Below are 24,577 nucleotides of genomic sequence, written 5' to 3'. Positions count from 1 at the left end.
ACGGTACGAAATTTCCCGGAAAACGGATGTAAACATCAAATGCTGGATATCAACGTTCGCATCGCCGAAGAACTCAATGTCAGACCACAACAAGTTACCGCCGCAGTATCCCTGCTCGATGAAGGAGCCACAGTCCCATTTATTGCGCGCTACCGGAAAGAAGTGACAGGGGCCCTGGACGACACCCAGCTGCGCACCTTGGAAGACCGACTGCGCTATCTGCGCGAACTGGAAGAGCGCCGCGCTGCCATCCTGAAGAGCATTGATGAGCAGGGCAAGCTGACTCCAGAGTTGTCACAACAAATTAACAGTGCCGACACCAAGAATCGCCTCGAAGACCTCTACCTCCCCTACAAACCCAAGCGCCGCACCAAAGGGCAAATCGCCATTGAGGCTGGTCTGGAACCGCTGGCCGATGCACTGATCAACAATCCCTCCCTCAACCCCGCAGCTGAAGCAGAGCAATACCTCAACACCGACAACGAAGACGCCACCCTTCACGTCAAAGACATCAAAGCCGCTCTGGATGGAGCCAAATTTATCCTGATGGAACGTTTTGCCGAAGACGCCGAGCTGCTGGGCAAGCTGCGTGAATTCCTCAAGCGCGACGGACAGGTGAAATCCAAACTGCTCGAAGGCAAAGAAGAGGAAGGGGCCAAGTTCCGCGACTATTTTGAATACGCCGAAGACTGGTCCAAGGTGCCCTCCCACCGCGCCCTGGCGATTTTCCGCGGCCGCAACGAAGGCGTACTCGCCATCAGTGTGGGCCTCGCTGAAGAAGTAGGGGCCTCCCCAACCGCCAGCCATCCCTGCGAAGCCATGATTGCCCGCCATGTGGATATCACCGACGAGGGACGACCTGCAGACAAATGGCTCGGCGAAGTGGTGCGCTGGACCTGGCGAATCAAGCTGCTGACCGCACTGGAAACTGACCTGATGGGTGAGCTTCGCGAGAAAGCAGAGGAGGAGGCCATCAAGGTATTCTCCCGCAACTTGAAAGACCTGCTGCTGGCAGCTCCGGCCGGGCAAAAGGCCACTATCGGCCTCGACCCGGGCCTGCGCACCGGGGTCAAAGTCGCCGTGGTCGATGCCACCGGCAAGATACTCGATCACACCGCTATCTTCCCCAACCCGCCACAGAATCGTCACCAGGAGTCTGCAGCGGTTATTGCCGCCCTGTGTAATAAATACAATGTGGGCCTGATCGCCATTGGCAACGGCACTGCCAGCCGCGAAACCGACAAATTCGTCGGGGAAACCATTAAACAATACAAGCTGACAGCTCAAAAAGTTGTGGTTAACGAAGCCGGTGCTTCCGTTTACTCCGCCTCTGAATTTGCTGCGCGGGAATTCCCGGATCTTGATGTGACTATCCGTGGAGCCATCTCCATCGCCCGCCGCCTGCAGGACCCGCTGGCAGAATTGGTGAAAATCGAACCCAAATCCATTGGTGTTGGCCAGTATCAGCACGACGTTTCCCAGACTCAACTGGCCCGCTCACTGGACGCCGTGGTTGAGGACTGTGTAAACGGTGTCGGCGCTGAGCTGAACTCCGCCTCTGCACCGCTGCTGGCTCGGGTTTCCGGCCTGACTGCATCTATTGCCAACAATATTGTCAGCTACCGCGACCAGAACGGCGCTTTCAAAAATCGCAAGCAACTGATGGAAGTTCCGCGCTTAGGGCCCAAGGCATTTGAACAGGCCGCCGGCTTCCTGCGTATTAATAACGGTGAAAATCCGCTGGATAAATCCGGGGTGCACCCCGAGTCCTATATCGTGGTTAAACGCATTGCCGAGAAAAATAGCCGTGAAATTAACAGCCTTATCGGCGACTCCGGCTTCCTGCGCCGACTGAACCCAGCAGACTATACCGACGAAAAATTCGGTGTACCTACCGTTACCGATATTATCGCCGAACTGGAAAAACCCGGTCGCGACCCGCGCCCGGAATTCCGCACGGCCAAATTTGAAGAGGGCGTAGAGGAAATAAAAGACCTGCGCCCGGCAATGGTACTCGAGGGGACCGTTACCAATGTCACCAACTTTGGTGCCTTTGTGGATATCGGTGTTCACCAGGATGGCCTGGTACATATCTCTGCACTCTCAGAGAAGTTCGTTAAAGACCCTCACGAAGTCGTAAAAGCCGGTGATATTGTCAAGGTTAAAGTGATGGAGGTGGACGTTGCCCGCAAGCGTATCGGCCTTTCCATGCGTTTATCTGATGAGCCCGGTGAGCAGGGCAGTGGCGGCATTAAAAAGGGTGACCAGCGCGAAAACCGCCAAGCCCAACGCTATAACAAGCAGCAGGGCAACCGCTCCCAGAAAGGGGGCCAAGGTAATGGCCGTGGCAGCATGGGTGATATTTTGATGGCGGCGATGAAGAATAAAAAATAAATATAGCAAGTTAAGGGCGACAATGTCGCCCTTAACTTGCTAAAGTGAAACTAGCAACTCACTACCCAAGATAAAAACTAAAAAATAACTACAAATAAATAACCAGTCTTTATACATCTCATAACTAGAACTTATACTAAAAATTGAACTTTCTTCACAGCTTATCAAGCTAGAATCTAATAGCACTAATGATAAAGTTAATTTATACCCAGTAATTACCGAGAGTACAATCAAGTAAAATCCAACCCCAAGAGCAGAAAACAGCCAACCTAAATAAATAACCGTTGAAGTAAATTAAGAAATAAAACACTCGTAATTCAAATATTGACATTAGCCCCCCAGAAACAAGTACTTCAGCTATTTAAGGGAAATTGCTTAGGTCAAACCATAGGAAAACCAGCGAAGTTTTTAAGAATTTTTACAGGATTAACGTCAAGAGCGCATATCCACATAGAGGCTTCCTCTATTTTCAACTCGCAATAAAATAAGGAGCAAAATAGGGTCTGATAAAGTAAAAAACAATGGGCTGATTAGACGCCAAAAGATAAATTTTACTCTGGAGAGGGCCCAAGATTAACGCTTACTGCTAACGTGCGGAGAAATATGGCATACAAATAAAAGCCCCGACGAAGAGTACAGCAAGGTATCTGACCTACACTCAGCCTCCAGTGCATTATCATCAAATATAAATATTATCAGGGCCTATTTTAACTCGAACTTCAAACAAAGTTACAAATGTCACAAAGTTAACGTTTGTCATATGATTTTTGATTAAAGCAACCAAACAAATATGTGTTCATATTACGTCACTCTAGCTAACCTGCTAAAACCCTTAAAAAAGACAACCTCCGCTCAAAATACACAACCTATTAAATAAAATTTTTCGCAAAAAAAAACTTAAAAAAATGGATATGCAGCACAATAAAACTACCAAGTGTTACATATTTATGACGGGCGATTCATTTTGCTCAAAGATCTCGAGACTCATACAAGATAGCGTTATTATCATTTATATCCTGCAGTCATATTAATGCATTAAAAACATGCAGGAATAAAAATTACAATTACGTACTGGATCTTTGGAGGATTTTATGGAGCAGAAGTTCAAAATGAACTTTCTGAGTGCGGCAATTATTTTTGCCATTGGTGGGGCACCCGCTTTCGCACAAGAAAATGATAGCAGCTCTGATGCAAGTGAGGCAGAGGCTCTAGAAGAGGTTGTAGTAACTGGGTCTCGAATTAAGAGAATGAATCTTGAGACAGCTAGCCCCGTTACTTCCGTTTCTATCGAAGATATAGAAATGAGTGGAGCTATCAGCCTGGGGGACTATCTCAATGAGCTTCCGGCACTACGCTCAACCTTCTCTAACAACAACGCAGGCCGCTTCATTGGCACTTCCGGTCTCAATCTGTTGGATTTGCGCGGAATGGGCACCGAAAGAACCCTAGTATTGCAAGACGGTCGCCGCCATATCGGTTCTCACATTGGAACCTCTGCAGTTGATATTAATACAATTCCTGAAGATCTATTACTGCGTGTTGATACAGTTACCGGCGGTCAATCGGCCATCTACGGTGCTGATGCTGTTACGGGAGTCGTTAACTTCATCACCCGCGACGACTTTGAAGGCCTTAAAGTTAACGCCCATCACATGCAGCCAGAGCTGGATGGCGGAGAAGCAAGTGAATTTAGCGTAACTTGGGGTAGCAACTTTGCCGATGGTCGCGGTAATGTCGCTTTCAGCTTTCAGCACTCAGAGACTGCCGAGGTCTTCGGCAGAGATAGACCTTGGATTGCGAGCCGCCCAGGCTACCAGGATGACCCCTATGCAGAGCCCAATGACGGTGTAGCAGATTCTGTTCTTGTATATAACACCACAAACAATTTATTAAGTGAGGTAGGCGTAATTTGGGGGCCCCACCCTCTGACCACTGTATGGGGAGTTCCCGGTAGCTCTATACCAGGCTATGGTAGCCTAGCCTCAGGGCCATATACATTCACCAATGATGGGCAATTTGTAACTTTTAATCCTGGAGAAGCACCTCTTGGTGAAACAACTTCTGTAGGGGGCGATGGCCTGAATTTTATTCGGTCTACTCAGTTGTACCCAGACCTGGAATCTCAGAATTTTTTCACAAAAGCGCACTTTGACCTCAGCAAAAATACCCGCCTTTTCGCTGAAGCAAAATATGTTATTAATAAAGCAGAAACTTTCGGTCAGCCATCATTTGATTACTTTGGAGATCTGGTTATCTCTGCTGACAATGCCTTCGTACCAGATGAGCTGAAAGGCCTTCTTGACGAAGCAGGCATGGATAGCTTCTGGTACAACCGCTTCCATTCAGACCTCGGTATGCGCGGCGATGTTGCTGAGCGGGAAGTGCAGCGCTATGTCCTAGGTATCGAAGGGGATTTCGCTGGAAGCTGGAGCTATGAATTATCGGCTGTCTACGGACAATATGATGCTGAAGTTGATTACTCAAATAATCGACATAACGAGCGCTTTTTTGAAGCGGTTGATGCCGTTGTAGACCCAGAGACGGGCGAAACTGTTTGTCGCAGTGAAACTGCACAGGCTAATGGCTGTATACCAATCAACCTATTTGGCTATGGGTTAAATAGCCAAGAAGCTATCGATTATTTCATGCTTCAAAATACTGGCTCAACTGAGAAAATGACCCAAACAGTTTTCTCAGCCAATATTACAGGGGAGCTCTTTGAGTTGCCCGCAGGCCCTCTAGGTACAGCTTTTGGCGCGGAATACAGAGATGAAAGCTCTGACGTTGATTACGATCAAGTGATCAAGGATGGCGAAACTTTCATGAACGCTCTTGCTCCATCCTCTGGGGACTATGACGTTGCTGAAGTCTTCTTTGAATTCTCTGCCCCCCTATTATCTGGTTTACCGATGGTAGAAAGCCTAGTTTTCGATGGCTCAGCTCGCTTCTCTGATTACAGTACGGTTGGAAATACCACCACCTGGGGAACATCTCTTGACTGGGCAATTACCGAAGATGTACGCCTCCGCGCAACAACTTCCGAGTCAGTTAGGGCGCCCAATATCGATGAGTTATTCTCGCCGCTAGGGCAGAATTTCTTTCGAAATATCGACGATCCCTGCAGCTATGACAAAATTGACGATGCTGCCAATCCAGCCCAAAGAGCCGCTCGCTGTGCAGACCTTGGAATTCCCGCTGACTATCACTCAGTACTTGATGCCTCATCAATACCCGGTTACCTAGGTGGCAACACAGAGTTAAACGAAGAAACGGCCGAAACAGTCACCTATGGCCTGGTATTAACTCCTCGCTTTATCCCTGGCTTGGCGGTTACAGTTGATTACTGGGATATGGAAATTACTGATGCAATTTCTAATGTCGCAGGTCAAGAAATTCTAGATCGCTGTGTCGATAGTGCGAGCATTAACAATGTATATTGCTCACTCGCCCCACGTGATCCTAATACCAGCGAAATTATAACCATAACATCTACACTGCTTAATATTTCTAGCCTGACAGCTCGTGGGGTGGACTATCAGTTAGATTACAGCTTTGACTTGGCAGCTCCCTTCAACTCCGATGCTGATTGGGGCTCAGTGAAACTTAATTTGATTGGCTCAAAAGTGTTAGAGCGAAATGATTACCCATTCCAGGAAGACCCAGGCTCACCTGACGAGATAGCTGGCGAATTGGGTGACCCCAAGCACAGCTACACCACAAACGTAACGTATAGTTATGGTGACCTTCAGGTGAATTGGCGCAGCCGCTATCTTGATGAAATGCTGCTGATTGAAACTGATGAGCGTATTGATCTTCAAGATCCATACAAAACACCGAGTGTTCGTTATCATGATATTCAAGCGCGCTATAACTTCCCAAGTATTGAAGTATATGGCGGTCTGAATAATATTACTGATAAAGAGCCACCTTCAGGCCTATCTGGCACTGGTGATGGCTCTGGTATCTACAATACTCTGGGCCGTAGCTTTTACGTAGGTTTCAAATACGATTATTCACTATAGTGAATAGTTAAAAACCTTTTAGGCCCTACATTCCTTGTAGGGCCGTTTTCTATACCAAATTTAGTAAGCAGATTAAAGACGTGTAAACAGCTTTAATTTAACTATCATTCACAGACGTAAGCCCCCAATAAAATTCTTTTATATCGATGGATAGGTTTTAGCTTTGCACTTTATCGGTTGAAGAAAACTCTTTCTAACTTACTGGAGAATTTCATAATACAACCCTGTGCCGGATGTATTAATTCAAGGTAACTTGAATGTAACAATAGCCTAGAAGACATTTTCTGTGCCTCTCGATTAGCATAGAAAGGATCACCTAGTATAGGGTGGCCAATTTCCTGCATATGCACCCGCAACTGATGTGAACGTCCAGTAATCGGTTTTAAGCGAATTAAACTACTCGACTTATTATTTAATACCTTTTCCCAATGAGTTACGGAAGGCTTTCCCACCTTAAAATCAACCCTTTGTTTCGGTCTGTTGGGCCAGTCACAAATTAATGGCAAATCGATTTCACCACTATCTGCTTTAGGAACGCCCCACACTCTCGCATAATAGGTTTTCTCCACCTCACGATTTTGGAAGAGCATGCTGAGTTTTCGATGTACTTCCGGGTTTCGCGCCATTATCAATAACCCCGAAGTATCCATATCCAAGCGGTGTACTGTAAGTGCTTCCGGGTAACGCTCTTGAACCCTGCTTGCCAAACTATCCCTATTGGCAGGATCCCGGCCAGGTACACTGAGGAGTCCGCTTGGCTTGTCCATTACCAGTAGGTAAGAATCTTCATAAACCACGGAAAGGTAAGGCTCCGTGGGAGGGTTATACTTACGCATTAATAATGCCCTGAAAATATATCTATAAGTTTTAGCCCCTCCCTACGGCAAAAAATCTTCCTATTTCAAGTCAAATCTATCTGGGCACTAAACCAAGGGCGTGCAAAATATGTGTAGAAGTTTCAACCTGATTCATCGTATAAAAATGTAAGCCCGGTGCGCCGCCCTCTAATAAGGTCTCACAGAGGTCGGTCACAACCTCTAACCCAAGCTTTCTAATATCCTTAGGGTCACGGTAACTTTCCATACGCTTGACCAACCACCTCGGGATTTCCGCACCACAATTTCGAGAGAAACGCACAAGATTAGTAAAATTAGCTATAGGCATAATACCGGGGTAAATAGGTGCATCGATACCCGCTTTCTCACACTGATCAATAAAGTAGAAATAGGAATCTGGGTTATAGAAATATTGAGTTAGTGCACTATTAGCGCCTGCCTCAAATTTACCTTTTAAATAGCGAATATCGTCATCATAGCTATTCGACTCCGGGTGTATCTCCGGATATGCAGCTACTTCAAGATGAAATTGATCACCGGTATGTCGACGAATAAAGGCGACTAATTCATTCGCATAAACCAGTTGCGCCACTGCACCCATGCCCGACGGCATATCACCACGCAGTGCAACTATTCGATTAATCCCCGCCTCTTTATATTCATTTAACAAACCCAGTATTGTCTCTTCATTATCACCACCAAACGATAAATGAGGGGCAATTGAAATACCATCTCGCCGCATATTGGTCACAATACTCGACGTTGTCTCTCTCGTGGTGCCACCAGCACCATAGGTAACAGAAAAAAATTCAGGATTAAATGCCTGGAGCGCTTCGCGAGTTTTGTATAGCTTCTCGCGACCCTCTGGCGTTTTTGGAGGGAAAAATTCGAAACTTATGCGAATGGAGTCTTTCATTATATTTCTCCAACCCCGCACAATTCAGGTGCCGGCGATACCGGCACCTTTTAGTTAGGGGTGATTAGTACTTATAACTTTCAGGTTTGAACGGACCTTCAACTGAAACACCGATATAGTTAGCTTGTTGCTCGGTCATACGGGTAATAACACCACTAAAACCCTCAACCATATAGCGTGCAACTTCTTCATCCAGGTGCTTGGGCAGCACTTTTACATACAGCGCTGAAGTTTTTTGATCTGCCGGTAAGTCAGCAAACTTTTCTTTGAACAAATGGATCTGGGCGAGAACCTGGTTGGCAAAAGAGCCATCCATGATGCGACTCGGATGGCCAGTAGCGTTGCCGAGGTTTACCAGGCGGCCTTCAGACAGCAGCAGCAAGTGATCATTGGTTTCGCTATTGCGAACCACCTTATGTACCTGCGGCTTAACTTCCTGCCACTCCCAGTTTTCACGCATAAAGGCGGTGTCGATTTCATTATCGAAGTGACCAATATTACAAACCACCGCGCCACTCTTCAGGGCGGAAAGCATGTGGGCATCGCAAACGTTTACGTTGCCAGTTGTAGTAACGATCAGGTCTGTATTGGCCAGCAGCTGTTTGTTAATACCCTCAGCGGTACCAGTATTAACGCCGTCGATGTAGGGGGAAACCAGCTCGAAGCCGTCCATACAAGCCTGCATCGCACAGATCGGGTCCACTTCAGAAACTCGTACGATCATGCCTTCCTGGCGCAGGGATGCTGCGGAACCTTTACCTACGTCGCCGTAACCAATAACCAGCGCTCGCTTACCAGAGAGCAAGTGGTCAGTGGCGCGCTTGATGGCGTCGTTGAGACTGTGGCGACAGCCATATTTGTTGTCGTTCTTGCTCTTGGTCACAGCGTCATTGACGTTGATCGCAGGAATCTTCAGGGTGCCTTCGCGCAGCATATCCTGCAGGCGGTGTACGCCAGTGGTGGTCTCTTCACTCACACCGTGGCAAGCATCGAGAAGTTGCGGGTATTCGCGGTGCAGCAATTCGGTGAGGTCGCCACCGTCATCCAAAATAATATTGGGTTGCCAGCCGGCAACATCGGCACCAATAGTGCGCTCAAGGCACCACTCGTATTCTTCTTCAGTTTCACCTTTCCAGGCAAATACGGGGATTCCGCGCGCAGCAATGGCAGCAGCGGCGTGGTCCTGGGTGGAGAAAATATTACAGGAGGACCAGCGAACTTCAGCCCCCAGTGCGACCAGAGTTTCAATCAGCACTGCAGTCTGGATTGTCATGTGGATACAGCCCATGATACGGGCACCCGCCAGCGGCTGCTCTGCGCGGTATTTCTCACGCAGGGTCATCAGTGCCGGCATTTCACCTTCTGCAATTTCAATTTCACGGCGCCCCCACTCGGCCAGGGAAATGTCTGCGATTTTGTAATCTTTAAATTCAGTGCTCATTTGATTCATCGTTTTTGAGTCCAAAAATTATCTGCTTGCCGAGTGGTACCCAGCATATTTTGTGTGCCCGCGCTTTTGGCGCAGGCATGAATATTTATTTCTGAAACTTAGAGGCCGGCTTGGGAGCGAAGCGCATCCGCCTTGTCGGTTTTTTCCCATGGGAAAGCAGTAAAGCTCTCACTGCGTTCCTGGCCATTGCTGTCGATCCAGTTGTAAGTGTGGGTAAACGGATCGCGACCAAAGTGACCATAAGCTGCGGTCAACTGATACATCGGGTGCAACAGGTCGAGGGATTTGGAGATGGCGTAAGGACGCAGGTCAAAGTTTTCACGCACCAGCTCTACCAGCTTATCCTCTGGTACCAAACCGGTTCCAAAAGTATTAATTGCTACGGAAGTCGGCTCGGCGACACCGATGGCGTAGGAAACCTGAATCTCACAGCGCTTGGCCAAGCCTGCAGCGACAATGTTCTTAGCCACATAGCGACCTGCGTAAGCGGCAGAGCGGTCAACCTTAGAGGGGTCCTTACCGGAAAACGCACCGCCGCCATGGCGAGCGGAGCCACCGTAAGTATCGACGATAATCTTGCGCCCGGTGAGACCGCAGTCCCCAACTGGCCCGCCAATAACAAAGTTGCCCGTCGGGTTGATATGGAACTTGGTGTCTTTATGCAGCCATTCCAGCGGCAAGGTGTTGTGAACAATCAGCTCCATCACTGCATCGCGCAGATCTTTTTGGCTGACATCCGGGTTGTGCTGGGTTGAAAGAACAACCGCATCGATCGCGCAGGGGCGGCCCTGTTCGTCGTAACGGAAGGTCAGCTGGCTTTTTGCATCAGGACGCAACCAAGGGAGCAGACCGGATTTACGCACTTCAGCCTGGCGCTCAACCAGACGGTGGGAATAGTAGATCGGCGCAGGCATAAAGGTGGGAGTTTCATTGGTCGCATAACCAAACATTAACCCCTGGTCCCCAGCACCCTGGTCTTCCGGCTTAGCGCGGTCTACACCCTGTGCGATATCCACAGATTGTTTACCGATTACATTGATAACACCACAGGTCTCGCCGTCATAACCCACGTCAGAAGAGGTGTAGCCAATATCGGTAATCACTTTACGCACCAGCTCTTCCAAGTCCACCCAGGCAGAGGTGGAAATCTCGCCGGCAATAACAGCAATACCGGTTTTCACCAGGGTTTCACAGGCAACCCGCGCCTGCTTGTCACGGGCCAGTAGAGCATCCAATACAGCATCGGAAATCTGGTCGGCAATTTTATCCGGGTGTCCCTCAGATACGGATTCTGAGGTAAACAGTCTGTATTCACTCATTTTGAGGTCTCCATTGTCCCGCCGCAGCGGTTGAATATCTTTTAACTTCAGGCTGTGCCTGACAAACCCTCGTCAGGGCTTAATAAACTCTCTTATCTGGATCTGAAAGCCATTGCGCAGGGCGCTATAAATACTACGCCCATCTTGCAGGCCGGCAGTCGCGGCCCAGTCACTCAACTGCTCTGGAGCAAAGCCCAGCCATAAATCTCCGCAGGCCTCTCTGGCCCAGTCCTGGCTGTGTTCTTGCAATTCTGCAATTAAAAGCTGCCCGCCCTTTTTTAGGGCGCCGTGCAAATCGTGAAAAATTTGTGCCGGGTCAGGAGTGTGGTGCAGCACCATGTTCACCACGATGGTGTCGGCACTGGCCGGCCGTGCCGCAGCAGCGCGAGTATCGCTACAGACAAACTCGATATTTTTAATACCCTGTTCATCGGCAAAAGATTGGGCCCGCTCCAACATTGCAGAAGACAGATCCAGTGCTGTCACTGTCGCGAAACGCTGAGCCAACTCCTGTAGAAATTCACCTTCTCCAGGCCCAACTTCCAAGGCATGACGACCAGGTTTGAGCAGCTGAGCCACTTGTGGTCCGTATACGTCATAGCTGGCGATCAATTCCTGCTGCTCGCGAAAGCGGTTGCCGTAATCGGCAAAGAAACGTCGCGATGCTTCCGCTCTCTCCTCAGAAATCCGGGATACCGCTTGCACACGCACATCGGCCAGAGGCAAATGATCCAGGTTGTTAAAAAGCTGTGCCAGCAGTGGAGTAGCTGCTGTGCGCCGGTAGAAAAGGTTATTACCTTCGCGGTGCTTGTTTACCAGACCTGCCTGGGCGAGCACTTTCAAGTGATGACTCAAGGCAGGTTGGCGCAAATCGAAGATTCGGCACAGCTCTAAAACACTGTAAGAATCCTGGCTGAGCAGGCGCAATATTTCGAGCCGCAGGGGATCTCCGGCGGCTTTCAGGGTCAAGGCCAGCTGAGGAATTGCCTCGGCTGGGCTCAGTTCGGGTGCTGGCTCATTTTCAGACATGGGGCGAAGTCTAGCAGGGGAGCACATCTATATCAAAATGTTTTGATATAGCTTTATTAAATATTTTTGATATAGATGTTAATGGCGCCGCCTAATGCATAGAATTGGAAGTTTGTTGCTGCACTCAACAACAAATCCCCCACCAAAGCTTTGCGCGGGGCCGCCCTTTACGGGAAAATACGCCACCATTTTGTTGTTGCGGGAATCTGCCGGCAGAGCAGCGCCGCACCCTAGCTAAGAAACCAGAGAGCTCTTCTTATGTCTTCTACTCCCTCTCGCGCTGAAAAGGCCAACGCCATTCGCGCCCTGTCCATGGACGCGGTCCAGAAAGCCAAAAGCGGCCACCCCGGTGCGCCCATGGGTATGGCGGATATCGCCGAGGTGCTGTGGAATGACTACTTAAAGCACAACCCGGCCAACCCCAGCTGGGCCGATCGCGACCGCTTTGTACTGTCCAACGGTCACGGCTCCATGCTGCTTTATTCCCTGCTGCACCTGTCCGGCTATGACCTGCCGATTGAAGAGCTGCAGAACTTCCGCCAACTGCATTCCAAAACTCCGGGCCACCCCGAATACGGTTATGCCCCTGGTGTAGAAACCACCACCGGCCCACTGGGCCAGGGCATCACCAACGCTGTTGGTATGGCAATGGCAGAAAAGATAATGGGTGCCCAGTTCAATCGTCCCGGCTACGAGCTGGTAGACCATCACACCTATGTATTCCTGGGCGATGGCTGCCTGATGGAAGGTATCTCCCACGAAGCCTGCTCCCTGGCCGGCACTCTGGGCCTTGGCAAGCTGGTCGCCTTCTATGACGACAACGGCATCTCCATCGATGGTGAAGTGGAAGGCTGGTTCACCGACGACACGCCCAAGCGCTTTGAATCCTACGGCTGGCACGTAATCCCCAATGTGGATGGCCACGATTCTGCCGCTATCAAAGCCGCTATTGAAGAAGCGCGCTCTGTTACCGATAAGCCCACCATTATTTGCTGCAAAACCGTGATCGGCTTCGGCTCCCCGAACAAACAGGGGCGCGAAGAGTGTCACGGTGCACCGCTGGGTGACGAAGAGATCGCCCTGGTTCGCGAAACCCTCGGTTGGGCCCACGGCCCATTTGAAATCCCCGAAGATATCTACGCTGGCTGGGATGCCAAAGCCAAAGGTGAAGCCCAGGAAGACGAGTGGAAAGATATCCTCGCCGATTACCGCGAAGAGTTCCCGGAGCTGGCAGCCGAATTTGAGCGCCGTATGAGCGGTGAACTGCCTGCGGACTTCCTCAGCAAAGCAGATGAGTACATCAAAGCTTGCCAGGAAAGTGCAGAGAAGATCGCCTCTCGCAAAGCCAGCCAAAACGCTCTCAACGCCTACGGCCCGCTGCTGCCCGAATTCCTCGGCGGCTCCGCCGACCTGGCTGGCTCCAACCTCACTATCTGGTCAGGCTCCAAAGGTGTCAGCGCCGAGGATGCCTCCGGCAACTACATCTATTACGGTGTGCGCGAATTCGGTATGAGCGCCATTATGAATGGTATCGCTCTGCACGGTGGTTTCGTGCCCTACGGCGCTACCTTCCTGATGTTTATGGAATACGCCCGCAACGCTGTGCGCATGGCCGCACTGATGAAGCAGCGTGTGGTCTTTGTCTACACCCACGACTCTATTGGCCTCGGCGAAGACGGCCCGACTCACCAGCCGGTAGAACAGCTCAGCGCCTTGCGCGCCACTCCAAACCTGCACACCTGGCGCCCCTGTGACGCCACTGAATCCGCAGTGAGCTGGAAGATGGCTATCGCGCGCAAAGAGGGCCCCAGCACCATGGTCTTTAGCCGCCAGGGCCTGGCTCCTCAAGATCGCGACAGCGCACAGCTGGCTCAGATTGAGCGCGGTGGATACGTACTGTCCGACTGCGAAGGTGCTCCTGAAGCCATTATTATTGCCACTGGCTCCGAGGTAGAGCTGGCGATGGCGGCCCAGGAGAAACTGGTTGGCAAGAAAGTTCGCGTTGTTTCCATGCCCTGTGCCGAGTTGTTTATGGAGCAGGAAGAGGCTTATCGTGAGTCAGTACTGCCTTCTTCGGTACGTGCACGAGTAGCGGTAGAAGCGAGCCACAAAGACTACTGGTATAAGTTTGTCGGTTTCGATGGCGCTATTATCGGTATGGAAACCTTTGGCGAATCTGCCCCTGCCGGCGACTTGATGCGCTACTTTGGTTTCACTGTGGACAATGTGGCTGAAGCGGTAGAAAAACTGCTGAAGTAATACTGTTCTCTCCACTGAATATCGTTTAGGTATCAACCCCGCGCGGCACTGACTCAGCGCCGCGCGGAGACGCTTAGCTGACATTTTTTCTCCTGCCTAAAGTTGTGCTATGACCACTAGAATTGCCATCAATGGCTACGGCCGTATCGGCCGCTCCGTTTTACGCGCACTCTATGAGTCTGGCGCCCGCGATAACTTACAAATAGTCGCCATCAATGAACTGGCTGACTGCGACACCATTGCACACCTGACAAAATACGATTCTGTCCACGGCCGCTTCTCAGGCGAAGTTTCCGTGCATAAAGATGTCCTTGTGGTTAACGGAGATTCTATTGCCGTAACTCATTGCGAGCAGTTAGAAGACCTGGATTGGCGACGGGATCAAGTAGATATCGTTCTGGAATGCACCGGCAGCTTTAAACAGCGACGTAACGCAGAGTTGCACCTTGCCGCCGGAGCCAAAAAAGTATTGTTTTCACAACCTGCCAGCCGGGATGTCGATGCCACCATTGTTTACGGGGTTAACGACCATATTTTAACCGGCAAAGAGCAAATAATTTCTGCAGCCTCCTGTACAACTAATTGCAGCGTGCCAGTTATCGCCGCTCTGGATAAGGCCTTCGGAATAGAAGCTGGAGTTATTACTACTATCCATTCAGCGATGAACGACCAGCCAGTAAGTGATGCCTATCATCATACTGATCTGAGAAAGACGCGTTCAGCAGTAAGCTCAGTTATTCCTGTTGATACGGCCTTGGCCCGGGGTATTGAGAGAATATTACCTAATTTAGCAGACAAGTTTGAGGCACAAGCCCTGCGAGTGCCCACAGTCAACGTTTCCGCGATTGATTTATCAGTCTCACTACAAAAAGAAGTTAGCCGGGAAGATGTTAATGCCCTATTAAAATCAGTTTCTAAATCTGAATTTAATGGTGTGTTAGGTTTTACCCAAGAACCTCTCGCTTCCTGTGATTTTAATCACGATCCCCGCTCCGGCATCATTGATGCAAGCCAAACTCGTGTAGCGGGGAATCGCTTAGCCAAGATTTTGATTTGGTTTGATAATGAATGGGGATTTGCCAATCGGATGCTGGATGTGGCGAAACTGCTTTCTCACTAAACTAATTGTATAGTATCTGGGGAGATCTAATTCCTCCAAACTTAAATGCAATTAAACCAGCCCCAGAGGCGGTAACGCTAACAGCTACCGCCTGATTTTTTACATACACTTTTATTTAAAGGGCTTTATATTCCCGGAACCTCGAATGGTCTTTCGGATATTTTTTCCATCTTTGAATTATAAATATAAGCGTTTTCTACTGACAACTGCCCATTTATACTTGATATATCAGAAAAGTGCTTTAACGTTTTTTTCATATAAAACCTATTTTCACCATCAACTCGATAGAGATCCCACTTATACTCTCTAGCGAGTTGGCACTCTGAAATAGTATCAGGGTCCCATAAGCCTGGGATACAGCTCTCTGATCCTTGAGAGTAATGCCTAATGGTTAGCTCACCATTTTCCTCTAGCCTCCAGAGGCCTGGTGTTAGATTAATCTCGCTTTCGTCAAATTGCCCATCAAGATTTAAATCCAGTCCTCGTACTGTACTCACTGATCCATCGGCATTTAATTCAACCCAGTAGTGCTCTAATACGGTGAAGAAAGGCCTGCTAAGATTAGGAATATAATACATTCCGGGCACCTCTTGTCCTTCCCAACCCTCTAGCTCCTGGCCAAATAGAGAGCTGAACTTTGTTAGTTTTATTTCATAGGACTCATCCACAACAAAGACTCGATTATAATCATCGGAGTTATAATCGAAAAAAGTATAGGTAAGGGTTTTCTTATTTGTAACTTCAACCGTAAGTTGATTATGATCATTTACAAACCAAACTCCTGACAATTCAGTTTCAAATGAAGTTCCATCGATGTAGAGTTCAGGAACAATAATGTCAACCCTTCCGCCATTCTCGTAGTCACCATGAAAAGACATATCCAATACCATTACCGCATTAACTGGCGATAATTCTTTATCGGAGTCGACAATATCACTAACTGTTGATGCAATAGGCAAACTATATGTTTTCCCCAACTCAATAACATTGGATACAGCTAATTCTGCGGAAGACCTCAATGCTAAACTCATTAAAGTTTTCTCTATGAAGTAACTACCTTGATATTCTCCACCAGGGTAGTGCTCATATTGAACAGAATTAAGAATAACTGAATCGACAGAAGCCGCATTTGAAACCCAATTTAATTTGGTAACTCTGATATGAGTTTCTACAAAGGCTAAATCATACTCATGATAATAATAACTTGTAACTAGATCTGCCCCTTCAAGAACAAGTCCATCATCGGATTGTGCCCAAGTAATCATGGCACTATCCATGGCACCAATCATTTTTCCTGTTCCATCAGCTCGAAGTGTTAATTTTAAATTATCCCCCAAAAGATAATAAGTATCTTCAATACTGGATAGAATTGATGGTGAAGCGCTAACAAGATTTTGATTCTTGGAAATAGAAATTTTCGTCGATTCAAATTCTTCCAAAAAGTTTTCTTTAATTTGCGAAATATATAAAGCCATCAGACTAAAGTTTGTGGCGAACTCATATACGTCATCAAACTCATCAGGTACGGCAAATCTATCTTCCTGTGGATTATTGATCAATAAATTAATATATGCAGCTACATCAAATACTGTATAGGGATTTAGCTGTTGATATGCTGTCTCATACTGAGATTCAGATATTAACGTACCATTATTCTCAACCTCCAACAGAGCAGAGAGTGCCGTAGTAACACTGGTAATATTTACACTTAATAATTCAGAACGAACTAAAATAGCGTCATCCCCAGATTTTTCTAGCAAGCTTTCAAATGAGCCCAGCGCACTGACGAGCTTCATGCCGCTACCAGCAGGGAAAATAGCCTCAGCCTGAACAAAGGAATCAGTCTCTAACTCAGAGACCTCCAATTCTACTGTGTAATTCCCATACATATCCAAGTCAGCATTAAAAACTTCATCTTCAATTTGGAATACCACTTCCACCCCGGTATAGTCACCAACCTCAACATAACCTTGAATAGTTAAGTTCATAGTAATTTCAGGATCATCATCTATAGTGTCTTTTTTATTACTAGATGACCCGCCACTACAAGCAGAGATGCATAGGAAAACAACCAAAGGAAACAATTTATGGAATAACTTAGGGTAAATCATACTAATTTATTGACTGAGGAAGATTAATTAAGGGGGAGTCTAAAAGAAAAATGTAAATCAGATTTACACAGATGCGCTAGCATATTAAAAACCCATAGAAAAACCAACCAGCCTAACCAAAATAGAAGAGCCAGACCTCAAAAGGCAAATATCTTAATAAATTAAAAAATTTTAGATTCGCCATACCTATAAAGCCCCACTTGGTAAGCAACCCCAAGGACAACTAATTTTCAAGCAGCGAAAAATTTATTAAAAACGACCTGAATTTATAAATTTTTATAAAGTATAGAAAATCAATTTCTATAAAAATCGTTGTTGTTTATACAAGCTTCGACATCAAAAACAATTGCTTTCTTAGGTTTGTTATTTTTCTGCCTAAATTCAGTAGCCAGCCTTAACAGCTCCTGCTCTCTATCTTCCTTATCGAGCTCACCCAATCTTTCAGCTGCATTATAAAAGTCCTCCCAACCATTACTATCAATATAAAGCTGACGAAAAGCTGGAACCAAAGATTCATATTCTGCAGCCAAAGCCAAAGTAGCATTATTGGTTTTCTCTATATAGGCCTGGTAGCGCGCGGGGTAAGACCACTCTGCTGCCATACGCCAATAGCAACGCCTCAATCGACTCAGAATTTCCTCCTTTTCTTGGCGCTTTTCCTCGTCGGGCAAGTTGGATTGGTAAACTGGTTGAAGCTCTTTACGCGTCGCTGTCATTAACTGTCGTACCGCCAGTGCCTGAGCCTTAGTCTCCTCAGCAGAACTCGAGAGACCTTGGCTACGAAGCCAATCAGGTAGGGCAATTTCAGACACTGCTGTAGCAAAGCTCTCATTAAAGCGGGTATCACCCGGCACATAAACTCTTCTGTGGGCCAACTCATGAAATAAGAGTCCGGCTAGTCTCTCCGGTGTCCAATTCACAAAGCTTGATAACACAGGGTCATTAAACCAACCCAGGGTGCTGTAGGCCGGAACGGCTCCCAGGTAGACATCGTAACCCTGGTTCCGCAGGCTGTTTGCTTTGGTAATAGCCGCTGATTTGCGGAAGTAGCCCCTATAGCTAGCGCAACCGGCTATGGGGTAACACCATCGTTTGGGGCTCAGGGAAAACTCTGGTGCGGCCAAGACATTCCATATCGGGTACTCATCATCGAGCTGCACATAGGAGCTATAGGCTTGCCCCACTGGTAGTTTTAACTCCTGTGCTGCATAGGCACGGATTTCCTGAACGAGCTGTAATTGCTTCTGGAGTTGATCACTGGCATTGCCGTCTTGAACCAGCTCTTCAATCGGCTGCCGGGCAGAGAGTATCCGCAATTGACCGCTTGCAGCCTGGAAGTAATAGCCCGCAGTCTCGCACCCGTAGAGCCCTAACAATACTAATACGAGCAGCCAAACTCTGGGGCGCGCTAAAAACCTAAGATCAGAAATACTGATATACACTCTTTTTCCTATTAGTATTTTTCTTAGAGAAACCCACCAGTCAAACGATTCCATGTGCAAAAGGTTATTCCATGTCACCAGTGGCAGCCGTCTTAACAGTATTTGCCCTGGTTTTAGGTGCTGTTGCCTGGTTGCGACTGCTATTTATTGGTTTTAGTCGCGACCCCTTGTCGGGGCTGATAGCACTATTTATGCCACCTTTGGCGCTTTTGCTGCTTCTGCCTGACAGGCGAGAAAATAGTGATCTTTATTCTTTATGTGGCGCGTCCTTACTCTGCCTGCTAGCAGCCCTGACCCTGCGTTGACCAACCCGTCGTTCTTACAATAAGTCGATCCAGCTTGATTTAGGTCAAGAGATTTCCATTACAGCTCCCTAGACTGCATAGGTGAAGCATTAGCCTATTTGGAGAGAAAAATGGATGCTTTAATTGACCTGTTTACCAGCTTTTCTGGCCTTCTCAGCTTGGCCGTTATTGCCTTTATATTCCTGATGGCAGCGTTTTTCGTTCGCTTGGTTCGCAACAATGTTGAAAAAGCTGTTGCCGAGCAGGAACGCATCGCAGCACAAGCAACCGGTTCCAATAAATAACTAGGCTTCCATCGTTGTTGTAAGCAACCAAGCACAAGCTAGTTTAGCGTTTATCTCTCGACCTGGTATCTAATAGCGGGCTTTCTACAGCCGGTAGGGTGGTCAACCTCCCTGCAGCTGGGAAATAACCGTGTCATCAAGCTTCTTGTCATGGAAGAGATGGAGTTGATGCTACTGAGAAGAGAGTGCGGCGTTGTACCCGTATAGCTAGCGCTCTCAGGTGAGTAACCCTATCGAGAGCGCAACTGCAATACCTCAAGCGCTGCCTGTGAAGCTAACCGCTGAAAACCCAGTGGTGACTTTTTTATATCTCAGGTAGCAGGCTTATCTTTGGGTGAAGACTTCATCCAACGCCCAAATAAAATGCCAATCTCAAACAATAGCCACATGGGGAAGGCCAATAAGGATTGGGAAATTATATCCGGCGGTGTCAGTAGCATCCCAATTAAAAAGCATCCCACAATCACATAAGGGCGCTTACTTGCCAGGGTCTTGGCATCCACTACGCCACTCCAGATCAGTAGGACTGTCGCGATAGGAATTTCAAAAGCAAAACCAAAAGCAAAGAAAAGCTTCAGCACCAGATCCAGATAACTGCGCATATCTGGCATTACCTTAATATCTTCTGGAGCAGTTCCAACAAAGAAATCAAAAAGAAGGGGAAAGACCACAAAATACGCAAATGCAATGCCGATATAAAAAAGTGCGACGCTACTAATTAATAATGGAATAGCAATACGTTTTTCATTTTTATACAGTCCCGGGGCAATAAATGACCAAACCTGGTAAAGCACAAAAGGGATTGCAATAAAAAAAGAAACTATAAAGGTCGTTTTGAACGGAGTAAGGAACGTGGAAGTCACCTCTGTAGCGATCATTCCAACATCACCCGCCAAACGCTCCTGTAGTGGGTGGGCAATAAAATTATAAATTTCAGACGCAAACGGCATCAAGCAGACAAATAAGACCAATACGACCAAAAGGATTCGCAATAGGCGATCACGCAGTTCGATCAGGTGGTCGATAAAAGGCTGATGTTTATCTTGGGACTGATCGCTCATGACTGGCTATCTTTTTCCTGTTGCGATGTTTTCTTCTCGCCTTGTTTTTCTTCTTCATCTTCATCGATGTTTTCAGGATGGTCCGGGTTTAAATCCGGGTCCCCAAAATCATGCCAATGCTCCGGGTATTCGGGGTCCTGTAACTCCTCGGCAGTTTCATCCTGTTCTGGCAAATAATCCTCCTGCTCTGCACGAGGATGAGCAGGTTCTTCTATCGCCTTTTCAGGCTTTGGTGCCTCAGGATGATTTACTCCAGCTGCCTGTTTTTCTACTGGTGTCCCTGCAACTTGTGGTTTTTCAGGCTGATTAAGCGCGTCGTGAACTTCCTTATTGGCTTCGCTAAAGGTTTGCTCCATCTCACGACGACTCTCCTCAATCTCACGCATAATGCGCTCGTTGTGAAGTTCACGCCGTATATCATCGGCTCCAACCTCTCGCTCCAATTCTTCGCGAGCACTATGTAAGGTCCGCTTCAAACCGGACCACCAGCGGGAAGTGGTACGCACCGCATCGGGCAGTCGCTCAGGGCCAACCACCAACAGGGCCACGGCAGCAACTACCAATAGTTCTAAAAAGCCGATATCAAACACAGAGTGACGCTCGCCTTAGTCGTTGCCGATTATTTGTCCTGAGACTGTTTATCTTTATTTTTGACAGTAGTGTCTTGGCCTGGCTTCTCTTCCTCATCGTGCTTGAGACGCTCGACATCTTTGTCTTCATCAGCATCCTTGGATTTGTCTTCATCCTTAACCGCTTTGCGGAAACCCTTAATTGCGCCACCCAGATCGCCTCCGAGGTTTTTCAAACGCTTGGTTCCGAACAGTAGCAAGACTATGACCAGGACAATCAACAACTGCCAGATACTAATTCCACCGAATCCCATAATTGTCTCCATTACATTCAATAGGATGGCTTGAGTTTCTTACCGGGCACTCCCGCCATCAGGGGTGGTGCCACAAGTGATTCAAATTTTACTTAGTTCGCGCAGCTTTCTCTTCCAGGCCAGAAAGACCAAATCGGCGCCCAAGCTCTCGAACCACGTCCTGAGAATCAGCGCCCAAGTGAGATAGCATGACCAGCGAGTGAAACCATAGGTCCGCTGTCTCGGCAACCAGGTCTCGATTATCGCCACTACTCTGTGCGTCTTTTGCTGCAAGAATAGCTTCAGTGGCTTCTTCACCGACTTTTTCCAAAATCTTGTTCAGGCCTTTGCTATGTAGACTGGCCACATAGGATTCAGAAGCATCACTGCTATTTTTACGGCTTTCCAACACCGCATCGAGCTGTTGCAGCACATCTTTCATAATTGTTTCACTTATAAATGGACTTCGGGTCCTGAATCACCGGCTGATTCACCTGCCACTCTTCATCTTGAAGGAGGTGATAGAAACAACTACTGCGTCCGGTATGACAGGCGATTCCACCTTCCTGCTCGACCAACATTAATACGGTGTCCCCGTCACAATCCAGGCGCAATTCACGCACCTTCTGCAGGAAACCAGAGGTTTCTCCCTTGCGCCACAGGCCCTTGCGGGATCGGGACCAGTAGACCGCGTAACCCTCACTGGCAGTGAGCGCCAGCGATTCGCGGTTCATCCAGGCCATCATCAACACCCGCCCGGTTTTGAAATCCTGCGCAATCGCAGGAACCAGGCCATCACTGTTCCAGCTGACTTTATCGAGAAAACCGGCCTTTGCTTGAATTTGAGTCAATGTCTAACAATCCTTAGAAGTTCCAGTGTAGGCCGAAGCGCCCTAGGGCCACAGCAGCAGCACTAGTGCAGCAACGCCCAGTACCCAACCGGTCGGCGGCAACTGAGCCAGCCATTCCGGCTTACTGACAGCGACGGCGCCAACGCCCAACACAACTCCGGCGACCCGCCGAATATATTGGCGCAAGCCTCGGCGTTGCGAGCCCGCCAACTGCTCGCCAATTACCTCTAACTTGGGCGCCAGTTCCCGCGACTGCTCCAGAGCTGAGTACACCAGCTGTGGCATCTGCGGGAATTTCTCAAGCCACTCTGGACCATAGCGCTTTATCTCACCCACAATTGTTTTGGGGTGGATTCGATCGCGCATCCAGCGCTCTAAAAATGGATGAGCAGTCTTCCACAGATCCAGCTGCGGATAAAGCTGTCGACCCAAACCTTCGATATTCAACAGGGTCTTTTGTAACAGTACCAGCTGTGGCTGTACCGCCATATCGAATCGACGCGCAGTCTGGAACAGACTGATCAACACCCGAGCGAAGGAAATCTCTCCCAGGGGTTTTTCAAAAATGGGCTCACAGACCGAGCGAATAGCAGACTCAAAGGCATTGATCGGCGTATCGGAGCGAACCCAACCACTTTGCACGTGCAGCTCCGCCACCATACGGTAATCGCGGCGGAACATCGCCAGGAGATTGCGCGCCAAATAGTACTGGTCTTCCCGTGTCAGGCTGCCGACGATTGCGGTATCAATCGCAATATATTGCGGGCGCTGTGGGTGCTCCCTGGAAACGAAAATGTTGCCCGGGTGCATATCCGCATGGAAGAAGTTGTACTCGAAGACCTGCTTAAAGAAGATCTCAACACCGCGCTCAGCCAGCAGCTGCATATTGGTGTCCTGGGCGCGAAGCTGGGCCAGGTCGGTGACGGGGATACCGTCGATACGCTCCAACACCAGGACATTTTCGCGAGTGTAATCCCAGTGCACTTCGGGGATATACAACAGCGGGGAGTTGGTAAAGTTGCGGCGGAGCTGGGTGCCGTTGGCCGCTTCACGAGTTAGGTCCAGTTCACCTTCAATCGTGTGCCGATAGTCCTCAACCACCTCCACCGGGCGCATGCGGCGCCCTTCGGGCACAAAGCGTTCAATTCCACGGGCGATCACCCCCAGAAGTTTCAAGTCTTCCTGGATTACCTCATCAATGCCCGGGCGCAGTACTTTGACAACCACTGATTCGCCGCTCTTTAATTCAGCCGCATGCACCTGTGCAACTGAAGCCGCTGCCAGTGGCTGCTGATCAAATTTGGCGAAGACCTCATCCACCTTGGCACCAAGGGCCTCTTCGATCAGAGCCGTGCACTGGTCACTGGGGAAGGGCGGCACCTTGTCCTGTAAATAATCTAATTGCTCGACAATATCTGGCGGCAGCAGGTCGGGACGAGTGGAGAGAAGTTGGCCGAATTTAACGAAAATGGGGCCCAGCTCTTCCAAGGCTCGGCGCAGCCTTTCGCCCCGTGGCATCTTGGACTGCGGCAGCAACTTCACCGGAAGTAGCAATCCCCGCAACCACAGTGGGCGCTCCTCGGCTGGCAATAATTGATCGAGACGATAGCGCAGAAAAACCCGCGCGATTGTGAGACTTCGACGAACAGGCAAAACTACTCGGCCTCCCTGCGGGAAAACTTTTCTTCCAGCAAGCGTACGCGCGCCTCGAGCCGTTCAGCAGCTAGAGAGGCCTCGGCCAGGTCTTCGACAAATGCTTCGAACTGGGCCTGGGGCGGGGTCAGCTGCCACTCCTCACTGATAGCCTCCGCCGCCACTTCAGGCGCCCGATTCAGGTTGCCTCCCAACCAGCGGGCAGCATCGCGCAGGACATTGCCAATTGAGTGGGCGGGAATATCGCCAACCACTTGTGCCAGCGGCGCTTCCCAATCGATATCCAAGTCACTCAAGATCCATTGCAGTTCTGCCAGCAGGGCACTGGAGCCGCTCACTGACACCCCCAATCCGGCAGGAGTTGCATCCGGGTCTTTGATCAGGCGTACAAAAGACAGCGCTGAACCGCTTAACTGGGTGGTAACTTCCCCCTCCCAGTGCTGGCGCACCCGCACCTGGTCACCCTCGATACACAGGCAAAACTGTAGTTGCGGGGCGGTTAAATCCAGCGCCATGGTTTTCCCATCCAGTGCGGAAAGGCGCTCGCGTGTCGCCGGGTCATACTGGAGGGCAGCATTAATTGTGGTTTCCAGCGCGGCATCAAAGCCCGCGCGAAAAGTGGGGTCGCTCATGGCGGTTTACGGCCTCGTGCCTGCGCTCAGA

Annotated in this window: 20 protein-coding genes; 6 read left to right on the top strand and 14 right to left on the bottom strand. The window is 48.8% G+C overall.

Translation table 11 applies throughout. From position 1 onward, the window contains the following. The first annotated feature begins 39 nt into the window (after window positions 1-39). On the top strand, window positions 40-2,394 hold the full coding sequence (locus ACJJI6_RS17455; protein ID WP_475713469.1) for a Tex family protein: 2,355 nt from the start codon (window positions 40-42) through the stop codon (window positions 2,392-2,394). 1,091 nt (window positions 2,395-3,485) lie between these two features. Beyond that, window positions 3,486-6,416, top strand: a complete 2,931-nt coding sequence (locus ACJJI6_RS17450; protein ID WP_475711406.1) for a TonB-dependent receptor plug domain-containing protein — start codon at window positions 3,486-3,488, stop codon at window positions 6,414-6,416. A 170-nt stretch (window positions 6,417-6,586) separates the two neighbouring features. On the opposite strand, the gene ACJJI6_RS17445 is transcribed toward ACJJI6_RS17450, so the two are convergent. The 5 genes from ACJJI6_RS17445 to ACJJI6_RS17425 form a co-directional block, all read right to left on the bottom strand. Continuing rightward, window positions 6,587-7,252, bottom strand: coding sequence for an RluA family pseudouridine synthase (locus ACJJI6_RS17445; RefSeq protein ID WP_475711404.1), 666 nt, complete (start codon window positions 7,250-7,252; stop codon window positions 6,587-6,589). Between the two features lie 76 nt (window positions 7,253-7,328). Continuing rightward, on the bottom strand, window positions 7,329-8,168 hold the full coding sequence (metF, locus tag ACJJI6_RS17440) for a methylenetetrahydrofolate reductase [NAD(P)H] (RefSeq protein WP_475711402.1): 840 nt from the start codon (window positions 8,166-8,168) through the stop codon (window positions 7,329-7,331). Window positions 8,169-8,232: 64 nt separating this feature from the next. Continuing rightward, window positions 8,233-9,609 (bottom strand): adenosylhomocysteinase, encoded by a 1,377-nt coding sequence (gene ahcY / locus ACJJI6_RS17435; RefSeq protein WP_369974263.1) that lies wholly within the window; start codon window positions 9,607-9,609, stop codon window positions 8,233-8,235. A gap of 107 nt (window positions 9,610-9,716) precedes the next feature. Then, window positions 9,717-10,937: a methionine adenosyltransferase gene (metK, locus tag ACJJI6_RS17430; RefSeq protein ID WP_282930687.1), complete on the bottom strand. Its 1,221-nt coding sequence runs from the start codon at window positions 10,935-10,937 to the stop codon at window positions 9,717-9,719. A gap of 72 nt (window positions 10,938-11,009) precedes the next feature. After that, a complete protein-coding gene (locus tag ACJJI6_RS17425) occupies window positions 11,010-11,966 on the bottom strand; it encodes a metalloregulator ArsR/SmtB family transcription factor (RefSeq protein ID WP_444911790.1) in 957 nt (318 codons plus the stop codon). A gap of 258 nt (window positions 11,967-12,224) precedes the next feature. On the opposite strand from ACJJI6_RS17425, the gene tkt reads away from it, so the two are divergent. Both tkt and gap read left to right on the top strand, forming a co-directional pair. Continuing rightward, the gene (gene tkt / locus ACJJI6_RS17420) at window positions 12,225-14,225 is read left to right on the top strand and encodes a transketolase (protein ID WP_475711400.1); all 2,001 of its coding nucleotides are present in this window, start codon (window positions 12,225-12,227) and stop codon (window positions 14,223-14,225) included. Between the two features lie 109 nt (window positions 14,226-14,334). Continuing rightward, entirely contained in the window at window positions 14,335-15,345 is a 1,011-nt protein-coding gene (gap, locus tag ACJJI6_RS17415) for a type I glyceraldehyde-3-phosphate dehydrogenase (protein WP_413663785.1), read from the top strand. Window positions 15,346-15,470: 125 nt separating this feature from the next. Here the strand turns inward: gap and ACJJI6_RS17410 are convergent, their stop codons facing one another. Continuing rightward, window positions 15,471-17,333: a hypothetical protein gene (locus ACJJI6_RS17410; protein ID WP_475711398.1), complete on the bottom strand. Its 1,863-nt coding sequence runs from the start codon at window positions 17,331-17,333 to the stop codon at window positions 15,471-15,473. Between the two features lie 416 nt (window positions 17,334-17,749). Then, window positions 17,750-18,898: an aminopeptidase gene (locus tag ACJJI6_RS17405; protein WP_475711396.1), complete on the bottom strand. Its 1,149-nt coding sequence runs from the start codon at window positions 18,896-18,898 to the stop codon at window positions 17,750-17,752. A 71-nt stretch (window positions 18,899-18,969) separates the two neighbouring features. Here ACJJI6_RS17405 and ACJJI6_RS17400 point away from each other — a divergent pair, with 71 nt between their 5' ends. Further along, a complete protein-coding gene (locus tag ACJJI6_RS17400) occupies window positions 18,970-19,203 on the top strand; it encodes a hypothetical protein (RefSeq protein WP_413663788.1) in 234 nt (77 codons plus the stop codon). A gap of 110 nt (window positions 19,204-19,313) precedes the next feature. Then, the gene (locus ACJJI6_RS17395; RefSeq protein WP_282930681.1) at window positions 19,314-19,487 is read left to right on the top strand and encodes a DUF3149 domain-containing protein; all 174 of its coding nucleotides are present in this window, start codon (window positions 19,314-19,316) and stop codon (window positions 19,485-19,487) included. Between the two features lie 311 nt (window positions 19,488-19,798). Here the strand turns inward: ACJJI6_RS17395 and tatC are convergent, their stop codons facing one another. From tatC to ACJJI6_RS17360, 7 genes are all read right to left on the bottom strand, one after another. Next, window positions 19,799-20,548: a twin-arginine translocase subunit TatC gene (gene tatC / locus ACJJI6_RS17390; RefSeq protein ID WP_413663789.1), complete on the bottom strand. Its 750-nt coding sequence runs from the start codon at window positions 20,546-20,548 to the stop codon at window positions 19,799-19,801. Further along, entirely contained in the window at window positions 20,545-21,138 is a 594-nt protein-coding gene (gene tatB / locus ACJJI6_RS17385; RefSeq protein WP_282930679.1) for a Sec-independent protein translocase protein TatB, read from the bottom strand. Before tatB ends, tatC begins: the two co-directional genes overlap by 4 nt. Before the next feature lie 29 nt (window positions 21,139-21,167). Next, window positions 21,168-21,431, bottom strand: coding sequence for a Sec-independent protein translocase subunit TatA (tatA, locus tag ACJJI6_RS17380; RefSeq protein ID WP_282930678.1), 264 nt, complete (start codon window positions 21,429-21,431; stop codon window positions 21,168-21,170). An 88-nt stretch (window positions 21,432-21,519) separates the two neighbouring features. Beyond that, window positions 21,520-21,852 carry a phosphoribosyl-ATP diphosphatase gene (locus ACJJI6_RS17375; protein WP_282930677.1) on the bottom strand — a complete coding sequence of 111 codons (333 nt, stop codon included), beginning with the start codon at window positions 21,850-21,852 and terminating at the stop codon, window positions 21,520-21,522. Between the two features lie 7 nt (window positions 21,853-21,859). Beyond that, on the bottom strand, window positions 21,860-22,252 hold the full coding sequence (hisI, locus tag ACJJI6_RS17370) for a phosphoribosyl-AMP cyclohydrolase (RefSeq protein ID WP_282934621.1): 393 nt from the start codon (window positions 22,250-22,252) through the stop codon (window positions 21,860-21,862). Window positions 22,253-22,303: 51 nt separating this feature from the next. Beyond that, window positions 22,304-23,914 (bottom strand): ubiquinone biosynthesis regulatory protein kinase UbiB, encoded by a 1,611-nt coding sequence (gene ubiB / locus ACJJI6_RS17365; protein WP_413663790.1) that lies wholly within the window; start codon window positions 23,912-23,914, stop codon window positions 22,304-22,306. 2 nt (window positions 23,915-23,916) lie between these two features. Further along, window positions 23,917-24,546, bottom strand: coding sequence for a ubiquinone biosynthesis accessory factor UbiJ (locus ACJJI6_RS17360; RefSeq protein ID WP_413663791.1), 630 nt, complete (start codon window positions 24,544-24,546; stop codon window positions 23,917-23,919). Window positions 24,547-24,577 lie beyond the last annotated feature (31 nt).

The sequence above is a fragment of the Microbulbifer maximicatervae (SeqCode) genome (genome assembly GCF_056232625.1).
Note: the sequence above shows the minus strand (reverse complement) of the source record. Positions and strands in the feature narration are given on the sequence as shown.